The sequence below is a fragment of the Kitasatospora sp. NPDC030952 genome (assembly GCF_055571335.1).
This window is the reverse complement of record NZ_JBVIFM010000020.1, coordinates 14,691-34,068: the sequence shown is the minus strand read 5'-3', so window position 1 is coordinate 34,068 and position 19,378 is coordinate 14,691. Positions and strand designations below refer to the sequence as shown.

The following is a 19,378-nucleotide window of genomic DNA, read 5'->3' as shown; positions in this document are numbered from 1 at the left end:
GTTCCCTGGGCACGGGAACGCCTCGCGCACGACCACCGACGACCACGGAAGGTCCTGATCCGATGCCCACGAGCCGCGCCACCACCCCCTTCGGCACCCCCTCCGCCGACCGGCCCCGCTTCGACGCCGAACAGCGCGCGATCGAGACGCTCTACGCGGACGTGGTCCGCCGCAACAAGGGCGAGACCGAGTTCCACCAGGCGGTCCACGAGGTGCTGGAGACCCTGGCCCCGGTGCTCGCCCTCCGCCCCGAACTCCTCGACGCCCGGATCATCGAGCGGATCTGCGAGCCCGAGCGGCAGCTGATGTTCCGGGTGCCGTGGACCGACGACTCCGGCACCATCCACGTCAACCGCGGCTTCCGGGTGGAGTTCAGCAGCGCCCTCGGCCCGTACAAGGGCGGCCTGCGCTTCCACCCCTCGGTGAACCTCGGCATCGTCAAGTTCCTCGGCTTCGAGCAGATCTTCAAGAACGCGCTCACCGGACTGGCGATCGGCGGCGGCAAGGGCGGCTCCGACTTCGACCCCAAGGGCCGTACGGACGCCGAGATCATGCGGTTCTGCCAGTCCTTCATGACCGAGCTGTACCGCCACCTCGGCGAACACACCGACGTGCCGGCCGGTGACATCGGCGTCGGCGGCCGGGAGATCGGCTACCTGTTCGGCCAGTACAAGCGGATCACCAACCGCTACGAGGCCGGCGTGCTCACCGGCAAGGGCCTCGGCTGGGGCGGCGCGCAGGTCCGCACCGAGGCCACCGGCTACGGCTGCGTGCTGTTCACCGCCGAGATGCTGCGCAGCCGCGGCGACGGCTTGGACGGGCGCCGGGTGGTCGTCTCCGGCTCCGGCAACGTGGCCGTGTACGCGATCGAGAAGGCGCAGCAGCTCGGCGCGACGGTGCTGACCTGTTCCGATTCCTCCGGCTACGTGGTGGACGAGAAGGGCATCGACCTCGCCCTGCTCAAGGAGGTCAAGGAGGTGCGCCGCGGCCGGATCGCCGAGTACGCCGAACTGCGCGGCAGCCACGTGAAGTTCGTCGAGGGACCGGGCGTGTGGAGCGTGCCCTGCGACGTCGCGCTGCCCTGCGCCACCCAGAACGAGCTGACCGAGGCCGACGCGCTCGCCCTGGTCCGCAACGGGGTGCTGGCCGTCGCCGAGGGCGCCAACATGCCCACCACCCCCGAGGCGGTGCGGGTCCTCCAGGAGGCCGGGGTGGCCTTCGGCCCGGGCAAGGCGGCCAACGCGGGCGGCGTCGCGACCAGCGCCCTGGAGATGCAGCAGAACGCCTCGCGCGACTCCTGGACCTTCGAGCGCACCGAGGAGCGGCTGGCCGGGATCATGAAGCACATCCACGACTCCTGCTTCACCACGGCCGAGCGCTACGGGCACCCGGGCGACTACGTGGTGGGCGCGAACATCGCGGGCTTCGAGCTGGTCGCGGACGCGATGCTGGCCCAGGGCCTGGTCTGAGTCCTGGCCCCGGCCCGAACCCTGGTCGCGGCCCGAGCCCTGGCCCCGGCCCGAGCCCTGGTCGCGGCCGGTCACCCGGCGATCGGCACCCGACCGGAGCGGGCACCGATCGTCGGGTACGGCAGGGTGGGTCCTTCCTACGGTGGTGATCAGCAAGGAAGGACGGGGTCGGCGTGCTGGAGCACCTGAACCGGGCGATGGAGCACATCGAACGGCACTTGGACCAAGAGATCGATGTGGCCGAACTGGCGCGGATCGCGATGACGTCGGAGTACCACTTCCGACGGCTGTTCTCGATGCTCGCCGGGATGCCGCTGTCGGAGTACATCCGGCGCCGGCGGCTGACCGTCGCCGGCGCCGAAGTTCTCGACGGTGGACGGACGTTGCTCGACATCGCGGTCAGCTACGGCTACACCTCGGGGGAGGCGTTCGCCCGGGCGTTCCGGGCGATGCACGGGGTCGGGCCCGGGGAGGCCCGGCGCGACGGTGCGGTGCTCGTCTCCCAGCCTCGGATGTCCTTCCGACTCATCGTGGAGGGAAGCAGCAGCATGGAGTACCGGATCACCGAGAAGCCGGATTTCCGGATCGTCGGCAGGAAGGCCCGGGTGCCCCTGATCTACCGGGGCGTCAACCCCCACATCGCCGAGTTCATCAAGGGGCTCGGCGCGGAGACCGTCGAGCGGATCACGGCCCTGACCGGCAAGGACCCGCTCGGCATCGTTTCGGTGACCGACGACTTCTCGCCCAACCGCGAGGAGGGGTCCGAACTCGACTACTGGCACGCGGTGGTGGCGCGCGAGGACGCTGTCGTCCCGGAGGACCTGGAGGTCCTGCACGTCCCGGCCGGGACGTGGGCGGTGTTCAGCAACAGCGGGCCGTTCCCGCAGGCGCTGCAGGAGATGTGGGGGGACACGTACAGCCAGTGGTTCCCGTCCAACCCGTACGAGACCCGGCCGGGCCCGGAGATCCTGAAGACCCGTTTCATCCCGGGGACGGGCGACGCCGACGCAGAGCTCTGGATACCGGTGACGCGGGCCCTGCGCGGCTGACGGCCGACGACTAGCAGAAAACAGAAAGCAGAAGACAGAAAGCAGAAGACAGATAACAGCTGACGGATAACAGATTTCGAAATCTGTTATCCGTCAGCTGTTATCTGTTCGCCCACCCCGGTCCGCCGCTCCCCGCCCCGAACCCCCGTTCGGCCCACCAACGCCCGCCCCCATCCCGCGCTGCCCCGCATGCTGGGGCGGGGGAGCAGGGGCCGCAGGCCGCTACCCGAGGAGTGGGATCACCGATGGTCAAGGCATTCGGCTTCGTCGACTACGGCGGCCCGGACACCCAGGAGTTCCTCGACCGCCCCGTACTCGATCCCGGCCCCGGCCAACTGGCGATCACCGTCCGGACCGCCGGGGTGAACCCGGTGGACTGGAAGATCCGCCGGGGCTTCCTCGGTCGAGAACGCCAACTCCCCGCCGTGCTGGGCCAGGAAGCCGCCGGAGTGGTGCAGCAGGTCGGCCCCGGGGTCACCGGTTTCACCCCGGGCGACGAAGTGTTCGGCCTGGTCGCCGCCGGAGCCTTCGCCGAACAGACCTTGCTGCGCGCCGAGATGAGCGCCCTCAAGCCCGAGGCCGTCGGCTTCGACCTGGCCGCCGCGCTCTGCGTCTCGGTCGCCACCGCCGACGACGCCGTCCGCCAACTCGCCCTGGGTGCAGGCCGGACGCTGCTGATCCTCGGCATCGCCGGCGGGGTCGGCAGCGCCGCCGCCCAGATCGCCCGCAGCCAGGGCCTGGTCGTGCTCGGCACCGCGAGCGACGCCAACCGGGCGTACGTGGAATCCCTCGGTGCCACGCAGGTCCGCTACGGCGACGGCGTCGCCGCGCGGATCGCCGAGGCCGCCCCCGACGGTGTCGACGGCATCCTGGACCTGGTCGGCGGCGACGCCCTGCGGGCCGTGGCCGACGTCCGCGCCGAGCGCACCGAGCTGGTCAGCACCGCCGACCCGGCCACCGTCGCCGAACTCGGCGGCAGCTACGTCACCCGCTCGACCACCCCCGAGACCCTCGCCGCCCTGGCCGCGCTGGTCGCCGCCGGCGACCTCGACCCGCAGGTCACCGGTCGCTACCCGCTCGCCGAAGCCGCCGAGGCACTCGCCGAGGTCGAGTCCGGGCACGCCCGCGGCAAGGTGATCCTCGAAGTCTCCTGACCCAGCGCAGCGTTGCGAGACCCGACACCCGAGGCCCCACACCCCGGGCCCCACACCCTGGGCCCCACACCCCGGGCCCCACGCCCCAGACCTGACACCCCAGACCTGACATCCCACACCCGACACCCCAGACCCGAGAGCCGGGAGCCATGAAGCAGACCTCCGTCACCACCAACGCCCCGTGCTGGGTCGAGCTGGGCACCGACGACCCGGCCGCCGCCCGGACCTTCTACGCCGAACTGTTCGGCTGGCGCCCCGACAGCGACGTCCGCCCCGAGGACGAGGGCTACACCCAGATGTTCCTCGGCGAGGCCCCGGCCGCCGCCGTCACCCCGCGCTACGCACCGCAGCAGCCGGTGGCCTGGACGGTCGCCTTCGCGGTCGCCGACGCCGAGGCCACCGCGGCGAGGATCAAGGCGGCCGGCGGCAAGGTCCTCAAGGAGCCCACCGACGTGCGCGACCTCGGCCGCTTCTCGGTGGCCGCGGACCCGTCCGGCGCGGTCTTCATCCTCTGGCAGGCCCGGGCCTTCGAAGGCGCCGGGGTGTTCAACGAGCCCGGCTCGCTGGGCTGGGCGGAGCTGGCCACCCGGGACGCGGCCGGTGCGACGGCCTTCTACCCGGCGGTCTTCGACTGGTCCGTCGCGCAGTCCGAGTTCTACACCCAGTGGGGCCTGGACGGTGAGGACTTCGGCGGCATGGTGGTGATGGACGACGGCTTCCCGCCGCAGGTGGCGCCGCACTGGCTGCCGTACTTCTCGGTGGCCGACGTCGACGGCACGGTCGACCGGGCGGTCGCGATGGGTGCGGAGGTGCTGATGCCCGCCTTCTCCATGCCGGTCCGGCGGATCGCCGTGCTGCGGGACGCCCAGGGCGCGCCGTTCGGCATCTACCGCGACGGCGCCGAGGGCTGAGCGCTCGACCCCTCCGACCGCGTGACCGCACTCCCGGCGGTCCGCCGGGGGCCGCGGGTGCGCCAGGCCGTGACCGCCGCGCCCGCCGTGACCATCAGCGCGCCCAGCGGCACCACGTCGCCGATCCGGTCGTACCAGGTCAGCGTCCCGGGTGCGGTGAGCGGCAGCCGTACGGTCAGCGCGCCGGTGCCGTCGGTGCCGAGCCGGGCCAGCTCCCGGCCCTGGGCGTCGAAGGCGGCGGAGACCCCGGTGAGCGAGGCCTGGACGGCGGGGCGCCCGGTCTCGGCGGCCCGGATCGCGGCCAGAGAGACGTGTTGCTCGGGTGCCCAGGTGTGCTGGAAGGTCGAGGTCGAGGACTGGTAGACCAGCACCCGGGCGCCGTCCCGGGCCGCGGTGCGCGCCATGTCGGGGAAGGCCGATTCGAAGCAGATCAGCGCACCGACCGGCAGCGGCCGACCCGAGCGGTCGGTGGCGGGCAGCACGTGGAAGGCGGTGCCGGGGGCCCGGTTCTCGCCCGCGGCCCGGCTGACCCCGGCGATCCAGCCGAACAGCGGCCGCAGCGGGATGTACTCGCCGAAGGGCACCAGCCGGATCTTGCGGTAGCGGTCCACCACCCCGTCGGGGGAGACCAGCACCGCGTCCTTGGAGATCCGCCCGTCGGCCTTGCGGGCGTCCTCCCCGGCCAGCAGTTCGGCGCCGGTGGTGCCGGCGAGCCGGCGCAGCGCGTCCAGGGCGGCCGGGTCGCGGTCCAGGTCGGCGGTGGTGCTGCTCTCGCCCCAGACCACCAGGTCCACCGGCTGTCCGACCAGGTCGGCGGTGGCCCGCGCGCTGGCGTCGAACCGGGCCTGGGGGTCCTCGACGATGCCCGGCTGGACCAGCGCCACCGTCACCGCACCGGCTCCCGTCGGCGCGGGGCGCAGCGCGAACAGCAGCGGACCGGCGGCCAGCACCAGGACGGTCACCAGTGCGGCGAGCGCCCGGGGCCGCCGGTGCACCGCCGTCAGGACGATCAGCACCCCGGTGTTCACCGCCGCCACCGCCGCGCTGACCAGCCAGATCCCGCCCGCCGAGGCGAGTCCGAGGATCGCCGGGTGCTGCCACTGGGTGGCGCCGAGCAGGGCCCACGGCCCGCCGAGCGCGTGCCAGGAGCGCGCGTACTCGGCGCTCACCCACACCGCGGGGACGACCAGCAGCGCGAGCAGCGCCCGGCGGCCGGTCAGCGGCGGGCGCAGCAGCCGGTGCACCGCGTACCCGACCGGGGCCTGGAGCGCCCCGAACAGCACCGCGAGGACGGGCAGCGCCGGTCCGACGGACGGCACCAGCCAGTACATCGCGGTCAGGATGAACCCCGCGCCGAACCACCAGCCGCGCACCGCCGCCTCCCGCCCCGACGGCGCCCGCTGTGCCAGCAGCAGCCCAGGCACGAGCGCGACCCAGGCGAGCCACGCCTGCCCCGGCGCGGGGAACGCCACCACGGGCACGGCCCCGGCGGCCAGCGCCCCGGCCCGTGCCCGGTACCGGTGGGGTGTGCGCGGCTCACGTTCCTCGGTGCGGGCCGTGCTCAGGGCTGGGCTGGCGGTAACGCTGCGGCGCGACATGCCCCGTATTGTCCGCTCGGGTGACGCCCGGTGCCAGATGGCGGTACACGCGGTTGACGCCGGTCCTTGGAACGGTGCCGGTCATGGGCACCACCGGACCGAGCCCGAACCGGTCTCCGGCGGCGGGCACCTCACGACAACAGCGGCTGCCACCCGCCGAGACAAGGCCGGCCACGCACCGAAACAGCGCCCGCCAGGCGCCGAAACAGCGGCTGCCACCCGCCGGAATGGCGGGTGACAGCCGCTGTACGGGTGCTGCGGGCCTCAGCCCTCGTCACCCTCCAGGTCGCCCTCGGTCTCCAGGAACGCGGCCTGCAGCTGCTCGATCAGCTGCGGGTCCGGCTGCTCCCAGAGCCCGCGGCTGGCCGCCTCCAGCAGGCGCTCGCTGATCCCGTGCAGCGCCCAGGGGTTGGCGCCGGCCAGGAACTCGCGGTTGACCGGGTCGAGGACGTACTCCTGGGTGAGCTTCTCGTACATCCAGTCCGCGACCACGCCGGTGGTGGCGTCGTAGCCGAACAGGTAGTCGACCGTCGCGGCCATCTCGAAGGCGCCCTTGTAGCCGTGGCGGCGCATCGCCTCGATCCAGCGCGGGTTGACCACCCGGGCGCGGAAGACGCGGGCGGCCTCCTCGGTGAGGGTGCGGGTGCGGACCGTCTCCGGGCGGGTCGAGTCGCCGATGTAGGCGGTCGGGGCCTTGCCGGTGAGGGCGCGCACGGTGGCCACCATGCCGCCGTGGTACTGGAAGTAGTCGTCCGAGTCGGCGATGTCGTGCTCGCGGGTGTCGGTGTTCTTCGCGGCGACGGTGATCCGCTTGTAGGCGGTCTCCATCTCCTCCCGGGCCGGCCGCCCGTCCAGTCCGCGACCGTACGCGTAGCCGCCCCAGACGGTGTAGACCTCGGCGAGGTCGGCGTCGGTGCGCCAGTCCCGACTGTCGATCAGCTGGAGCAGGCCCGCCCCGTAGGTGCCCGGGCGGGAGCCGAAGACGCGGACGGTGGCCTTGCGCTCGTCGCCGTGCACCGCGAGGTCGGCCTGGACGTGGGCGCGGACGAAGTTGTCCTCGTCGGCCTCCTCCTGGGCGGCGGCCAGGCGCACCGCGTCGTCCAGCAGGGCGACCACGTGCGGGAAGGCGTCCCGGAAGAAGCCGGAGATGCGCAGCGTGACGTCGATCCGCGGGCGGCCGAGCTCGGCCGACGGGATCGGCTCCAGGCCGGTGACCCGGCGCGAGGCGTCGTCCCAGACCGGGCGGACGCCGAGCAGGGCGAAGGCCTCGGCGATGTCGTCGCCGGCGGTGCGCATCGCGCTGGTGCCCCAGAGCGAGAGCCCGACCGACGGCGGGTAGGCGCCGTCGTTGTCGGCCCGGTAGCGGTCGATCAGCGAACTCGCGAGGGCCTGGCCGGTCTCCCAGGCGAGCTTGCTGGGGACGGCCTTCGGGTCGACGGAGTAGAAGTTGCGGCCGGTCGGCAGCACGTTGACCAGGCCGCGCAGCGGCGAGCCGGAGGGCCCGGCCGGGACGAAGCCGCCCTGGAGCGCGTGCAGCACGGCGTCCAGCTCGTCGGTGGTGGCGGCCAGCCGCGGCACCACCTGGGTGGCGGCGAACGCGAGTACCTCGTGGACGGCCTCCGGCAGCCCGGCGGCGACCTTCTCCACCGCCTCGGGCGCCCAGTCCTCCGCCTCCATCGCCTCGACCAGGGCGCGGGCCTGCGCCTCGGCCGCGTCGGTGGCGCCGAGGGTGCGGGCCGCTTCGTCCAGGCCGAGCGCCTCGCGCAGGCCGGGCAGCGCGCTGACGCCGCCCCAGATCTGCCGGGCGCGCAGGATGGCCAGCACGATGTTGACCCGGTCGGTGCCGGCCGGGGCCTGGCCGAGGACGTGCAGGCCGTCGCGGATCTGGGCGTCCTTGACCTCGCACAGCCAGCCGTCGACGTGCAGCAGGAAGTCGTCGAAACCGTCGTCCTCGGGGCGCTCGTCCAGGCCGAGGTCGTGGTCCAGCTTGGCGGCCTGGATCAGCGTCCAGATCTGGGCGCGGATCGCGGGCAGCTTGGCCGGGTCCATCGCGGCGATGTTGGAGTGCTCGTCGAGCAGCTGCTCCAGGCGCGCGATGTCGCCGTAGGAGTCGGCGCGGGCCATCGGCGGGACGAGGTGGTCGACCAGGGTGGCGTGGGCGCGGCGCTTGGCCTGGGTGCCCTCGCCCGGGTCGTTGACCAGGAAGGGGTAGATCAGCGGGAGGTCGCCGAGGACGGCGTCCGGGCCGCACTCGGCGGACAGCGCGGCGGTCTTGCCGGGCAGCCACTCCAGGTTGCCGTGCTTGCCGAGGTGGATGACGGCGTGGGCGCCGAAGCCGCCGTCCTCCTGGGCGGCCTGGATCCAGCGGTAGGCAGCCAGGTAGTGGTGGCTCGGCGGGAGATCGGGGTCGTGGTAGATGGCGACCGGGTTCTCTCCGAAGCCGCGCGGCGGCTGGATGAGCACCAGCAGGTTCCCGGAGCGGATCGCGGCGAGCACGATGTCGCCGTCCGGGTTCTGCGAGCGGTCGACGTACAGCTCGCCGGGGGCCGGGCCCCAGTGCTCCTCGACCTGCTCGCGCAGGCCCTGGGGGAGGGTGGCGTACCAGCGGCGGTAGTCGGCGGCCGGGATGCGGACCGGGTTGCGGGCCAACTGGTCCTCGGTGAGCCAGTCCTGGTCGTAGCCGCCGGCCGCGATCAGGGCGTGGATCAGGGCGTCGCCCTCGTGGCTGTCCTCGTGGGCCGTGACTCGCCGGCTTGCCTCCTCGTCCTCCTGGTCCGCTCGGGGCGCGGCGTTGAAGCCGGGCAGCGCCGAGCCGAGGTCCATGCCCTCCGCGCGCAGCCGCTCCAGCAGGCGCATCGCGCTGGCCGGGGTGTCCAGGCCGACGGCGTTGCCGACCCGGGAGTGCTTGGTCGGGTAGGCGGACAGCACCAGGGCGAGGCGGCGCTCGGCGGCCGGGACGTGCCGCAGCCGGGCGTGCCGGACGGCGGTGCCGGCCACCCGGGCGGCGCGCTCCGGGTCGGCGGCGTAGACGGTCAGGCCGTCCTCGTCCAGCTCCTTGAAGGAGAACGGGACGCTGATCAGGCGGCCGTCGAACTCCGGCACCGCGATCTGGGTGGCGGTGTCCAGCGGGGACAGGCCGTCGTCGCTGGCCTCCCACTGGGCGCGGGACCAGGTGAGGCAGAGCGCCTGCAGGATCGGCCGGTCCAGCGCGGCCAGCGCGCCGGCGTCCCAGGCTTCCTCGTCGCCGCCGGCCTGGGCGTCGGCCGGGCGGGTGCCGCCGGCGGCGAGCACGGTGGTGACGATCGCGTCGGCGGCGCCGAGTTCGGCCAGCAGCTCGGGCTCGGCGCCGCGCAGCGAGGCGCAGTAGTAGGCCTTCGCCCGGGCGCCCTGGTCCTCGATGGCCCGGCAGAGGGTCTCCACGAAGGCGGTGTTGCCGCTCATGTGGTGGGCCCGGTAGTAGAGAACCGCGACGGTCGGCCCGTCGGTGGTCGGCCCGTCGGTGGTCGGGCCGTCGGCGGTCGCCTCATCGGCGGTCGTACGGGCTTCGCGCTCCAGCGGTCCCCAGGCGGGTGCGGAGGCGGGCGGGGCGAAGCCGTGGCCGGTCAGCAGCACGGTGTCGGAGAGGAAGGCGCCCAGCTCGGCCAGGTTGGCCGCGCCGCCGTGGGCGAGGTAGGCGTGCGCCTCGGCGGCGATGCCGGCCGGGACGGTGGACAGCTCCATCAGCTGGGCGTCCGGGGCCTGTTCACCGGTCAGCACGACCACCGGGCGGGGGCCGGCCAGCAGCGCGTCCAGGCCCTCCTGCCAGGCGCGGCGCCCGCCGAGCAGGCGGACCACCACCAGTTCGGTGCCCTCCAGCAGTTCGGGCAGGTCCTCGGGGGTCAGCCGGGCCGGGTTGCCGAGCCGGTACGGGACCGGGCCCGTCGAGGCGCGGGCGCTCAGCAGGTCGGTGTCGGACGTCGACAGCAGCAGGATCATGCGAAGGCCCTCCCGGCCTCGTGGGCGGCCGGGACGGCCGCAGTGGTGGCCGGGGCGGCCGTGGTGGTGGCCGGGGAAACGGGCGCGGGCATGCGACAGCGGTGGTGCATTTCTGCCTTCCTCGGGGTCCGCGCCCCGGGCCGGTGGAGGACGGCGGGAGTTCCTGGCTCCCGCGGCCGACCGGCTTCCCGGTGAGCCGCGGTCACAGTGGCGGGACCGCACCGGGCTCGCACCGGTTTCCTCCCCTGCGCCGTCGCTGGCGTCGGACGGCCCGCTGGGACCGTCCGCCTGCATCGTACGGGTTGCGGCTGACCTGGGGGAGAGCCGGCTTCGCTTCGCCCGGTGCACGGGCGGGCGCACGGCGCTCACCGGCGCCGGGTGGCGGGTCCGGTGTGCTGCGGGCCTGCCGCCGGCGTGCTGCCGGTGGGCCACCCGGTGTGCCGGGTCGGTGTGCTGGGTCGGTGTGCCGCCTGGCGTGCTGCGGGTGTGCTGCCGGTGTGATGCAGCGGACGGGGGCAAGCGATCGGATCATCTGTATGCTCGCCGCCATGCCACCGACACCCGACGCGACCGCGCCGGGCGCCGCCGTGCCCGACCGGGGGCGCGCCGACGCCTGCCCCGGAGCGCTGCGCCTGCACGCCGCCGACGACGGCGGCCTCGCCCGGGTCCGGCTGCCCGGCGGACTGCTGACGGACCGTCAGGCGCTGGGCCTGGCCGAGGCGGCGGAGGCCCTGGGCGACGGGGAGTTGGAGACCACCTCGCGCGGCAACGTCCAACTCCGCGGCCTGGCCGCGGACTGCGGCGCCGAACTCGCCGACCGGCTGCGCGCCGTCGGGCTGCTGCCCTCGGACACCCACGAGCGGGTGCGCAACATCGTCGCCTCACCGCTGGCCGGGCTGGACACCGCCGGTAACGCCGATGTCCAGGCCTGGGTACGGGAACTGGACGCCCGGCTGTGCGCGAGCGACTGGGCGGCCGGGCTCTCCGGCAAGTTCCTGTTCGCGCTGGACGACGGGCGGGGCGACGTCGCCGCGCTCGACGCCGATGTGACATTGATCGCAGCTTCGGGCGGGCCCGCCGTCCTGCGCCTGGGGCGTGCCGCGAACGGGCATCCGGTCGAGCCGGGGCAGGAAGTGACGGCCGTGCTGGACGCGGCCCGCGCCTTCCTGGACGCGCTGCGCGGCAGCGGCCGACGGGCCTGGCACGTGCGCGAGGTGCCCGACCTGCTGCCGGCCGGCCCGGTGCCGTTGCCCGCCGTCGCCGGTGCGCCGCCCGCCGTCGGCGCGCTGCCCGGCGGGCTCTCGGTGGGCGTGCGGTTCGGGCGGGCGAGCGCCGCGCAGTGGCGGGCGCTGGTCGCGGCCTCGGCCGGCGAACTGCGGCTGACCCCCTGGCGCGGCGCGGTGCTGCCCGGTGCTCCGGCCGACCGGCTGCCCGCGCTGGCGGCGGCGGGGTTCCGTACCGAGTCCGGTTCGCCCTGGGAGCGGGCCACCGCCTGCACCGGACTGCCGGGCTGCGCCAAGTCGCTGGCCGACGTACGGGCCGACGCGGCCCGGGCGTTGGAGGCAGCGGCTTCGGCCGTGCCTTCGGCTTCGGCGGCGGCGGGACGAGGAGCCCGGGCAGGGACCGGCGCACTGCCCGTCCACTGGTCGGGCTGTGAACGGCGCTGCGGCCACCCGGCCGGGCGGTGGGTGGATGTGCTCGCCACCGGGCACGGCTACCGGGTGACGGTGAACGGGCCGACCACGACCGCGGGCGCCCCCGTGGACGTGAGGAACGAGGAGATGGCCGAGGCGGTCGCCGAGGCCAGGAGGACCACGAAGTGATCGAGTACGAGAAGGACGGCGCGTCCATCTACCGCCAGTCCTTTGCCACCATCCGTGCGGAGGCCGACCTGGCCGCCCTCCCGGCGGACGTCTCCCAGGTCGCGGTGCGGATGATCCACGCCTGCGGGATGACCGACCTGGTCGAGGACCTGGTGTACTCGCCCGGCGTGGTCGCCTCGGCCCGCGCGGCGCTGCACGCCGGTGCGCCGATCCTCTGCGACGTCAACATGGTCGCGAGCGGTGTCACCCGCAAGCGGCTGCCCGCCGACAACGAGGTGATCTGCACCCTCACCGACCCGTCGGTGCCCGAACTCGCCCGCGCGATGGGCAACACCCGCAGCGCGGCGGCCATGGAGCTGTGGCTGCCCCGGCTGGAGGGCGCGGTGGTGGCCGTCGGCAACGCGCCGACCTCGCTGTTCCGGCTGCTGGAGATGATCGAGGCGGGCGCACCGCGGCCGGCCGCGGTGATCGGCGTCCCGGTCGGCTTCATCGGCGCCGCCGAGTCCAAGCAGGCGCTGGCCGAACACCCGTCCGGCCTGGAGCACTTGGTGGTGCGCGGCCGGCGCGGCGGCAGCGCGATCGCCGCCGCCGCCATCAACGCGATTGCGAGCGAAGAAGAGTGACGGAGCATCAGGAGCCTCGGGCCGCCACCGGACGGCTGTACGGTGTCGGGCTGGGCCCGGGCGACCCCTCGCTGGTGACCGTCCGCGCGGCCGAACTCATCGGCAAGGCGGACGTGGTGGCCTACCACAGCGCCCGGCACGGCCGGTCCATCGCGCGCTCGATCGCCGAACGCTACCTGACGGGTAGTCAGATCGAGGAGAAGCTGGTCTACCCGCTCACCGTCGAGACCACCGACCACCCCGGCGGCTACCGGGGCGCGCTGGACGAGTTCTACCAGGAGGCCGCCGCCCGGCTGGCCGCCCACCTGGACGCCGGGCGCGACGTCGTCGTCCTCGCCGAGGGCGACCCGCTCTTCTACGGCTCCTACCAGCACATGCACAAGCGGCTCGCGGACCGCTACCCGACCGAGGTGGTGCCCGGCGTGACCTCGGTCAGCGCGGCGGCGGCCCGGCTCGGACGGCCGCTGACCGAGGCCGAGGAGACCCTCACCGTCATCCCCGGCACCCTGCCCGAGGAGGAGCTGACGGCGCGGATCGCCTCGGCGGACTCCGCGGTGATCATGAAGCTCGGGCGCACCTTCCCGACCGTCCGGCGGGCGCTGGAGCGGGCCGGCCGGCTGGAGGACGCCCAGTACGTCGAGCGGGCCTTCATGGACGGCGAGCGGATCGCGCCGCTGGCCGAGGTCGAGGGGGAGACCGTCCCCTACTTCTCGGTGGCCGTGCTGCCCAGCAAGGTCGCGCCGCTGGAGCCGGAGATGCGGCTCGCGGACGGCGTCGGCAGCGTGACCGTGGTCGGCACCGGCCCGGCCGGACCGCTCTGGCTCACCCCCGAGGCGCGCGGCGCCCTGGCCGAGGCCACCGACCTGGTCGGCTACACCACCTACCTGGACCGGGTGCCGGAGCGGCCGGGGCAGCAGCGGCACGGCTCGGACAACAAGGTGGAGTCGGAGCGCGCCGAGTTCGCCCTGGACCTCGCCCGGCGCGGCCACCGGGTCTGTGTGGTGTCCTCCGGCGACCCGGGCGTCTTCGCGATGGCCACCGCCGTGCTGGAGGTCGCCTGCGAGGCGGACTACCGGGACGTGCCGGTGCGGATCGTCCCCGGGATGACCGCCGCCCACGCGGCCGCCTCCCGGGCCGGCGCCCCGCTCGGGCACGACTACGCGGTGGTGTCGCTGTCGGACCGGCTCAAGCCCTGGGACGTGGTGGCCAAGCGGCTGCGCGCCGCCGCCGAGGCTGACCTCGTGCTGGCGCTCTACAACCCGGGTTCCAAGTCCCGCACCACCCAGGTCGGCCTGACCAGGGACCTGCTGCTGGAGTACCGCGCGCCGGAGACCCCGGTGGTGATGGCCCGCGACGTCGGCGGGCCGACCGAGCGGATCCGGATCGTCCGGCTGGGCGAGCTGGACCCGGCGCTGGTCGACATGCGGACCATCCTGCTGATCGGCTCCTCGCAGACCCAGGCGGTCGAGCGGGGCGGCGACGTGGAGGTCGTCTGGACGCCCCGGCGCTACCCGGAGGCGTGACAGGCGGCGAGCGCGGAACGGGCCACGGGTAACGGATGACAGCTGACAGCTGACAGCTGATGAAATCTGTCAGCTGTCATCCGTTTGTTGTTCGCCGTTCGCCGTTCGCCGTTCGCCGTTCGGCGTCCTCGGCTTGGCGTCCTCCGCTCGCCGCCCTCGGCGCGCCGCTACCTCACCGGGTCGGCTTGGTGATCAGCAGCTCGGTGTTGTGGTCCTCCCCGGCGCCCAGCAGCGAGGAGACCCGCCCGTTCGGGTCGTTGTACGCCAGCTCGCGGTACAGCGCCGCCAGATTGGTGTCCGAGGTGCTGCCGAAGTCCGTGGCGTAGGGCGCGGCGGACTCGATCAGCGTGGTGAACAGCGACAGCGTGCCGTCCCCGTTGTCCGCGATCTCGATGATGCGCCCGTGCTGCGGGTAGTCGATGTGCGAGGCGGTGTTGATCTCCCAGAACGCCCGCTCCGGCACCGCGTGCCCGTGCGCCGTGATCTTGTTCATGTGGGTGTGCCCGTTCACCCAGCCGACCACGTTCGGGTAGCGCTGCAGCAGCGCGACCAGCTCGTTGCCGTCGTGCCGCTTCTCGAAGATGTTGCGCGGGTCCGGCAGCAGGTTGCCCATCGACCCACTGGTGTGGTGACTGAAGACCAGGATCACGTCATCGGTGCTGCCACCCGTGACCCGGTTCCCGTTGGAGTCGTACCAGTGTCCGCTGTGATCCTTCAACTGCTGCTCCAGCCAGCGCAGTTGGGTGGTGCCCAGCGAGCCGTCGGCGAACCCGGCCTGGTTGGTGGTGTCCAGGCTGATGCCGACGACCTTCTCCGAGATCCGGAAGGTGTAGTAGAGCTTGCCGCTGCTCACCATGTCCGAGGTGAAGCCGTGCCCGTACGGACCGGCGCCGGTGACCGCCGGGTCGAGGTGGGCCTTGGCGAACTCCTTGAGCGTGAACGGGTGCCGGCGCTCGTCCGGGGTCACCCGGCGGACCGCCTCGCCGTTCGCGAGCAGCTTGGCGAGCAGCAGTACGGCGCCCGCCGGGTCGCGGCGCAGCGAGTCCATCAGCTGGGCGGCGGTCGCGTCGTCGCAGCCCTCCAGCTTGAGGCCGCCCGTGTAGAGCTCGTTCAGCAGCCCGAAGTCCGGCAGCGAGCCCTCGATGCTGTCGTCGTGGTTGCCGACCGTGGTGTACCAGGGGGTGTGCAGGCCCGGTGCGTCGAAGGGCCGGCCGGCCGCGGCCAGGAAGCCGGGCAGCTGCGGGAAGCCCTTCGCCTTGTAGACGTCGGCGTAGGCGAGTTCGGGGTTCCAGAAGGCCGAGTTGCCGGAGTTCTGCACGCCCTCGTAGCGGGTCGGGTCGCCGGTGTTCTGGGCCAGCCGCCCGCCGCCCATGACGGTGAGGTACCAGTCGAGTTCGGCCAGCTCGTGGTTGTCCGTGTTGTCACCGGTGGCCATCACCATGCTGAACGGCATCCCGGTGTACGGGCCGCCGGCGAGCGAGTTGACCCGCTCGACGAGGGCCGAGACGCCGCGGGCGTTCAGGGCCTCCTGCGGCCGGTAGGCGCTGTCGTTGGACTTCGCCAGGAACTCGAAGCGCACCGGGGACTCGGTGTCCACCAGGTGCAGGTCGCTGAACTGGACGAAGCTGGCCAGCCCGGTGCGGCGGTCGTCCCGCCCGGCGCCCGGCGCCGCGAGCTCCCCGCGCACCATCAGCGGCCACCCCGGCCCCGAGGCCAGCCGCTTGTAGGAGCCGGTGCCGGTCGGCGTGGCCACCTGCTCCAGGGTCGTCCCGGAGACGTTGACCGCCCGCGCGGCCGTGGTCGCCAGCGCCCGCTCGCGCGCCGCGGCCGAGGCGAACTGCGCGCCGCCCAGCGACAGGGCCGACCAGGCGGCGGCCACCGACGTACCGGTGAGGAAGGTGCGTCGTCTCATGCCTGCCACAAAAACCCCCACATGCTGATGGCCCGGTCGGGAGGAAGCCCCGTCCACCGGGCCTGAATGTCATGAACCCGCTTCTGGCGGATCGCCAGATTACCCATGGGTAGCCGCCGGGCGTTAGGCCCGTGCGGAGAACTCTTCGGGAATGCGGGCCGGCCTTTCCTTCGCAGCCCCCACAAGGGATGCCGGCCGCCACCCCGGTCGGGCCGGAGCCGGAGGGATGGGGGAAAATCGTCGGCGACGACGGCCGGACGGCCGCCGGAGGAAGGGCGGCCGCACCGGCCGCCGACGGAACGGGGGCCGGTGCGCGAGCGCCGACCCGCAGCACGGAAGCGAGGCGCAGGTGGCCGCAGCGGGAGCCGAGCCGGGAGGCCGGGCCGGCCAGCTGAAGAGCAGCGGCCTGCGGCACGGCTGGACGACGGGTGCCTGCGCCACCGCCGCCACCAAGGCCGCGTACACGGCGCTGCTCACCGGCCACTTCCCGGACCCGGTGGCCATCACCCTCCCCAAGGGGCAGCAGCCCGCCTTCGCCCTCGCCGTCGAGCAGCTGACCACGACCGATGGGGAGCTGACCGCGGCCGATGGGGAGCTGACCACGGCGGGCGGGGAGCTGACCACGACCGATGGGGAGCGGACCGCAGCAGGTGAGGCGCCCGCCACGGCGGGCCGGGAGCGGACCAGTGCCATGGCCGGGGTGGTCAAGGACGCCGGCGACGACCCCGACGTGACCCACGGCGCGCTGGTCCGGGCGACCGTACGCTTCGGCGAACCGGGCACCGGGGTGGTGTTCCGGGCCGGCCCCGGAGTCGGGACGGTCACCAAGGCGGGCCTGCCGCTGCCGGTCGGCGAACCCGCGATCAACCCGGTGCCCCGGCAGATGATCCGCGACGCCGTGGCCGAGGTCGCGGCGGCACACGGCGGCAGCGGGGACGTGGTGGTGGAGGTCTCGATCGACCACGGTGCGGAGATCGCCCGCTCGACCTGGAACCCCCGCCTCGGCATCCTCGGCGGCCTGTCCATCCTCGGCACCACCGGGATCGTCGTCCCCTACTCCTGCTCGGCCTGGATCGACTCGATCCGTCGCGGTGTGGACGTGGCCCGGGCGGCCGGGCGCACCCATGTGGCGGGGTGTACCGGTTCGACCTCGGAGAAGGTCGCGGTCGCCGTGCACGGGCTGCCCGAGGACGCGCTGCTCGACATGGGCGACTTCGCCGGAGCCGTCCTCAAGTACCTCAAGCGCCACCCGGTGCCCCGGCTGACCATCGCGGGCGGCTTCGCCAAGCTGTCCAAGCTCGCCTACGGCCACCTCGACCTGCACTCGGCGCGCTCCCAGGTGGACAAGGGCTACCTGGCCGAACTGGCCCGGCGCGCCGGGGCGGACGAGGAGCTGGCCGAAGCGGTGGCGGCGGCCAACACCGGCCTGGAGGCGGTGCAGTTGTGCCGGGCGGCCGGGGTACCGCTGGGGGACCAGGTGGCCGAGGCGGCCCGGGCGACGGCGCTCGGCGTGCTGCTCGGCTCGCCGGTGGCGGTGGACGTCATCTGCATCGACCGCGCGGGCACCATCGTCGGCCGGGCGGAGCCGCTCGGTCCGTGACGGTGGCTGGGCCCGTGACGACGCCCGGGCCCTGGACGGCGTCGAGTTGAGTGTCCCGTTCGTGCAAAAGAACCTCAGCAATATCGCATGGTGATGTGAAGATCCGATGCCCATACGGGGTGAGAAACGGACAAAGGTGGCGCCATGCCCGCTCTTGATTCTGGTGCCATCTCAATCATGAGATATGGTCTGCCGGGTGACAGGCGACTACCTCACCCGTATCGGCACCCTCATCCGTACCGCTCGTCAGCACCGCGGCTGGTCCCAGGCGCAGCTCGGCGAGGCACTCGGCACCAGCCAGAGCGCGGTCAACCGCATCGAACAGGGCAAGCAGAACGTCAGCCTTGAGATGATCGCGCGCATCGGCGATGCCCTCAACAGCGAGATCGTCTCCCTCGGCTACTCCGGACCGATGCACCTGCGGGTCACCGGCGGCACCCGCCTCTCCGGCGCCATCGAGGTCCGCAGCAGCAAGAACGCCTGCGTCGCGATCCTCTGCGCCTCGCTGCTGACCACCGGCCGCACCACGATCCGCAGCGTCGCCCGGATCGAGGAGGTCTACCGCATCCTCGAGGTGCTCACCAGCATCGGCGTCAAGAGCCGCTGGCTGAACGACGGCCGCGACCTCGAACTCACCCCGCCGGCCGAGCTCGACCTCGCCGCGATGGACGTCGAGGCCGCCCGCCGCACCCGCAGCGTGCTGATGTTCCTCGGCCCGCTGATGCACCGCGCCCAGCGCTTCGCCATCCCGTACGCCGGCGGCTGCGACCTCGGCACCCGCACCGTCCAGCCGCACCTGACGGCGCTGCGCCGCTTCGGCCTGGAGGTCGCCACCACCGGCGGCGCCTACCACGCCTCGGTCGAGCCGGGCACCCCGCTGGACCGCCCGATCGTGCTGACCGAGCGCGGGGACACCGTCACCGAGAACGCCCTGCTGGCCGCCGCGCGGCACGACGGCGTCAGCGTCATCCGCAACGCCTCGCCCAACTACATGGTCCAGGACCTCTGCTTCTTCCTGGAGAAGCTGGGCGTCCGGATCGAGGGCATCGGCACCACCACCCTCACCGTGCACGGCGTCCCGCAGATCACCTGCGACGTCGACTACACCCCGGCCGAGGACCCGGTGGAGGCGATGAGCCTGCTCGCCGCCGCCGTGGTCACCTCCTCCGAGCTGACGATCCGCCGGGTGCCGATCGAGTTCCTGGAGATCGAACTCGCGGTGCTGGAGGGCATGGGCCTCGACTACGACCGGACCCCGGAGTACCGGGCCCACAACGGCCACACCCGCCTGGTCGACCTCACCGTGCGCCCGTCCAAGCTGGCCGCGCCGATCGACACCATCCACCCGATGCCGTTTCCCGGCATCAACATCGACAACGTGCCGTTCTTCGCCGCCATCGCCGCGGCCGCGCACGGCACCACGATGATCCACGACTGGGTCTACGACAACCGCGCGATCTACCTCACCGAGCTGACCCGGCTCGGCGCGGACGTCAAGCTGCTCGACCCGCACCGCGTCCTGGTCCAGGGCCCGACCCGCTGGCGCGCCGCCGAGATGATGTGCCCGCCCGCACTGCGCCCGGCCGTGGTCATCCTGCTCGCGATGCTCGCCGCCCAGGGCACCTCCGTCCTGCGCAACGTCTACGTCATCAACCGCGGCTACGAGGACCTCGCCGAGCGCCTCAACTCCATCGGCGCCCAGATCGAGACCTTCCGCGACATCTGACAGATCGTCAACTCC

At 73.4% G+C, this 19,378-nt stretch carries 12 protein-coding genes and 1 riboswitch; of the genes, 9 read left to right on the top strand and 3 right to left on the bottom strand.

What is annotated here, in order from left to right; all coding sequences use genetic code 11:
* The first annotated feature begins 62 nt into the window (after positions 1-62).
* The 4 genes from gdhA (at position 63) to ACZ47G_RS29115 (ending at position 4,583) form a co-directional block, all read left to right on the top strand.
* Complete coding sequence (gene gdhA, locus ACZ47G_RS29130) at positions 63-1,469, top strand: NADP-specific glutamate dehydrogenase (RefSeq protein WP_465747658.1); 1,407 nt, start codon at positions 63-65, stop codon at positions 1,467-1,469.
* A 173-nt stretch (positions 1,470-1,642) separates the two neighbouring features.
* On the top strand, positions 1,643-2,518 hold the full coding sequence (locus ACZ47G_RS29125; RefSeq protein WP_465747656.1) for an AraC family transcriptional regulator: 876 nt from the start codon (positions 1,643-1,645) through the stop codon (positions 2,516-2,518).
* Positions 2,519-2,763: 245 nt separating this feature from the next.
* Positions 2,764-3,672: an NADP-dependent oxidoreductase gene (locus tag ACZ47G_RS29120; protein WP_465747653.1), complete on the top strand. Its 909-nt coding sequence runs from the start codon at positions 2,764-2,766 to the stop codon at positions 3,670-3,672.
* Between the two features lie 149 nt (positions 3,673-3,821).
* A complete protein-coding gene (locus ACZ47G_RS29115; protein ID WP_465747651.1) occupies positions 3,822-4,583 on the top strand; it encodes a VOC family protein in 762 nt (253 codons plus the stop codon).
* On the opposite strand, the gene lnt is transcribed toward ACZ47G_RS29115, so the two are convergent.
* A complete protein-coding gene (gene lnt, locus ACZ47G_RS29110; RefSeq protein WP_465747649.1) occupies positions 4,559-6,181 on the bottom strand; it encodes an apolipoprotein N-acyltransferase in 1,623 nt (540 codons plus the stop codon). The genes ACZ47G_RS29115 and lnt overlap by 25 nt on opposite strands.
* Before the next feature lie 264 nt (positions 6,182-6,445).
* On the bottom strand, positions 6,446-10,156 hold the full coding sequence (gene cobN / locus ACZ47G_RS29105) for a cobaltochelatase subunit CobN (protein ID WP_465747647.1): 3,711 nt from the start codon (positions 10,154-10,156) through the stop codon (positions 6,446-6,448).
* A gap of 157 nt (positions 10,157-10,313) precedes the next feature.
* Positions 10,314-10,399, bottom strand: a riboswitch (cobalamin riboswitch).
* 293 nt (positions 10,400-10,692) lie between these two features.
* Here cobN and ACZ47G_RS29100 point away from each other — a divergent pair.
* Genes ACZ47G_RS29100 through ACZ47G_RS29090 form a run of 3 tightly spaced genes read left to right on the top strand, consistent with a single transcriptional unit; the run spans position 10,693 to position 14,125 of the window.
* The gene (locus ACZ47G_RS29100) at positions 10,693-11,979 is read left to right on the top strand and encodes a hypothetical protein (protein WP_465747645.1); all 1,287 of its coding nucleotides are present in this window, start codon (positions 10,693-10,695) and stop codon (positions 11,977-11,979) included.
* Positions 11,976-12,602, top strand: coding sequence for a precorrin-8X methylmutase (locus ACZ47G_RS29095; RefSeq protein WP_030281194.1), 627 nt, complete (start codon positions 11,976-11,978; stop codon positions 12,600-12,602). Before ACZ47G_RS29100 ends, ACZ47G_RS29095 begins: the two co-directional genes overlap by 4 nt.
* Positions 12,599-14,125: a precorrin-2 C(20)-methyltransferase gene (locus tag ACZ47G_RS29090; RefSeq protein ID WP_465747643.1), complete on the top strand. Its 1,527-nt coding sequence runs from the start codon at positions 12,599-12,601 to the stop codon at positions 14,123-14,125. Before ACZ47G_RS29095 ends, ACZ47G_RS29090 begins: the two co-directional genes overlap by 4 nt.
* 172 nt (positions 14,126-14,297) lie before the next feature.
* On the opposite strand, the gene ACZ47G_RS29085 is transcribed toward ACZ47G_RS29090, so the two are convergent.
* Positions 14,298-16,037, bottom strand: a complete 1,740-nt coding sequence (locus ACZ47G_RS29085) for a TIGR03767 family metallophosphoesterase (RefSeq protein ID WP_465747641.1) — start codon at positions 16,035-16,037, stop codon at positions 14,298-14,300.
* A gap of 349 nt (positions 16,038-16,386) precedes the next feature.
* Here ACZ47G_RS29085 and ACZ47G_RS29080 point away from each other — a divergent pair, with 349 nt between their 5' ends.
* Positions 16,387-17,637: a cobalt-precorrin-5B (C(1))-methyltransferase gene (locus tag ACZ47G_RS29080; protein ID WP_465747639.1), complete on the top strand. Its 1,251-nt coding sequence runs from the start codon at positions 16,387-16,389 to the stop codon at positions 17,635-17,637.
* Positions 17,638-17,833: 196 nt separating this feature from the next.
* A complete protein-coding gene (locus ACZ47G_RS29075) occupies positions 17,834-19,363 on the top strand; it encodes a UDP-N-acetylglucosamine 1-carboxyvinyltransferase (RefSeq protein WP_465747637.1) in 1,530 nt (509 codons plus the stop codon).
* Positions 19,364-19,378: the final 15 nt, after the last annotated feature.

Excerpts from the sequence above, each read along its gene's own strand:
- gdhA (WP_465747658.1), top strand. The coding sequence starts at position 63 with ATGCCCACGAGCCGCGCCACCACCCCCTTCGGCACCCCCTCCGCCGAC.
- ACZ47G_RS29100 (WP_465747645.1), top strand. The coding sequence starts at position 10,693 with ATGCTCGCCGCCATGCCACCGACACCCGACGCGACCGCGCCGGGCGCC.
- lnt (WP_465747649.1), bottom strand. The coding sequence starts at position 6,181 with ATGTCGCGCCGCAGCGTTACCGCCAGCCCAGCCCTGAGCACGGCCCGC.
- cobN (WP_465747647.1), bottom strand. The coding sequence starts at position 10,156 with ATGATCCTGCTGCTGTCGACGTCCGACACCGACCTGCTGAGCGCCCGC.
- ACZ47G_RS29085 (WP_465747641.1), bottom strand. The coding sequence starts at position 16,037 with ATGAGACGACGCACCTTCCTCACCGGTACGTCGGTGGCCGCCGCCTGG.
- ACZ47G_RS29120 (WP_465747653.1), top strand. The coding sequence starts at position 2,764 with ATGGTCAAGGCATTCGGCTTCGTCGACTACGGCGGCCCGGACACCCAG.
- ACZ47G_RS29115 (WP_465747651.1), top strand. The coding sequence starts at position 3,822 with ATGAAGCAGACCTCCGTCACCACCAACGCCCCGTGCTGGGTCGAGCTG.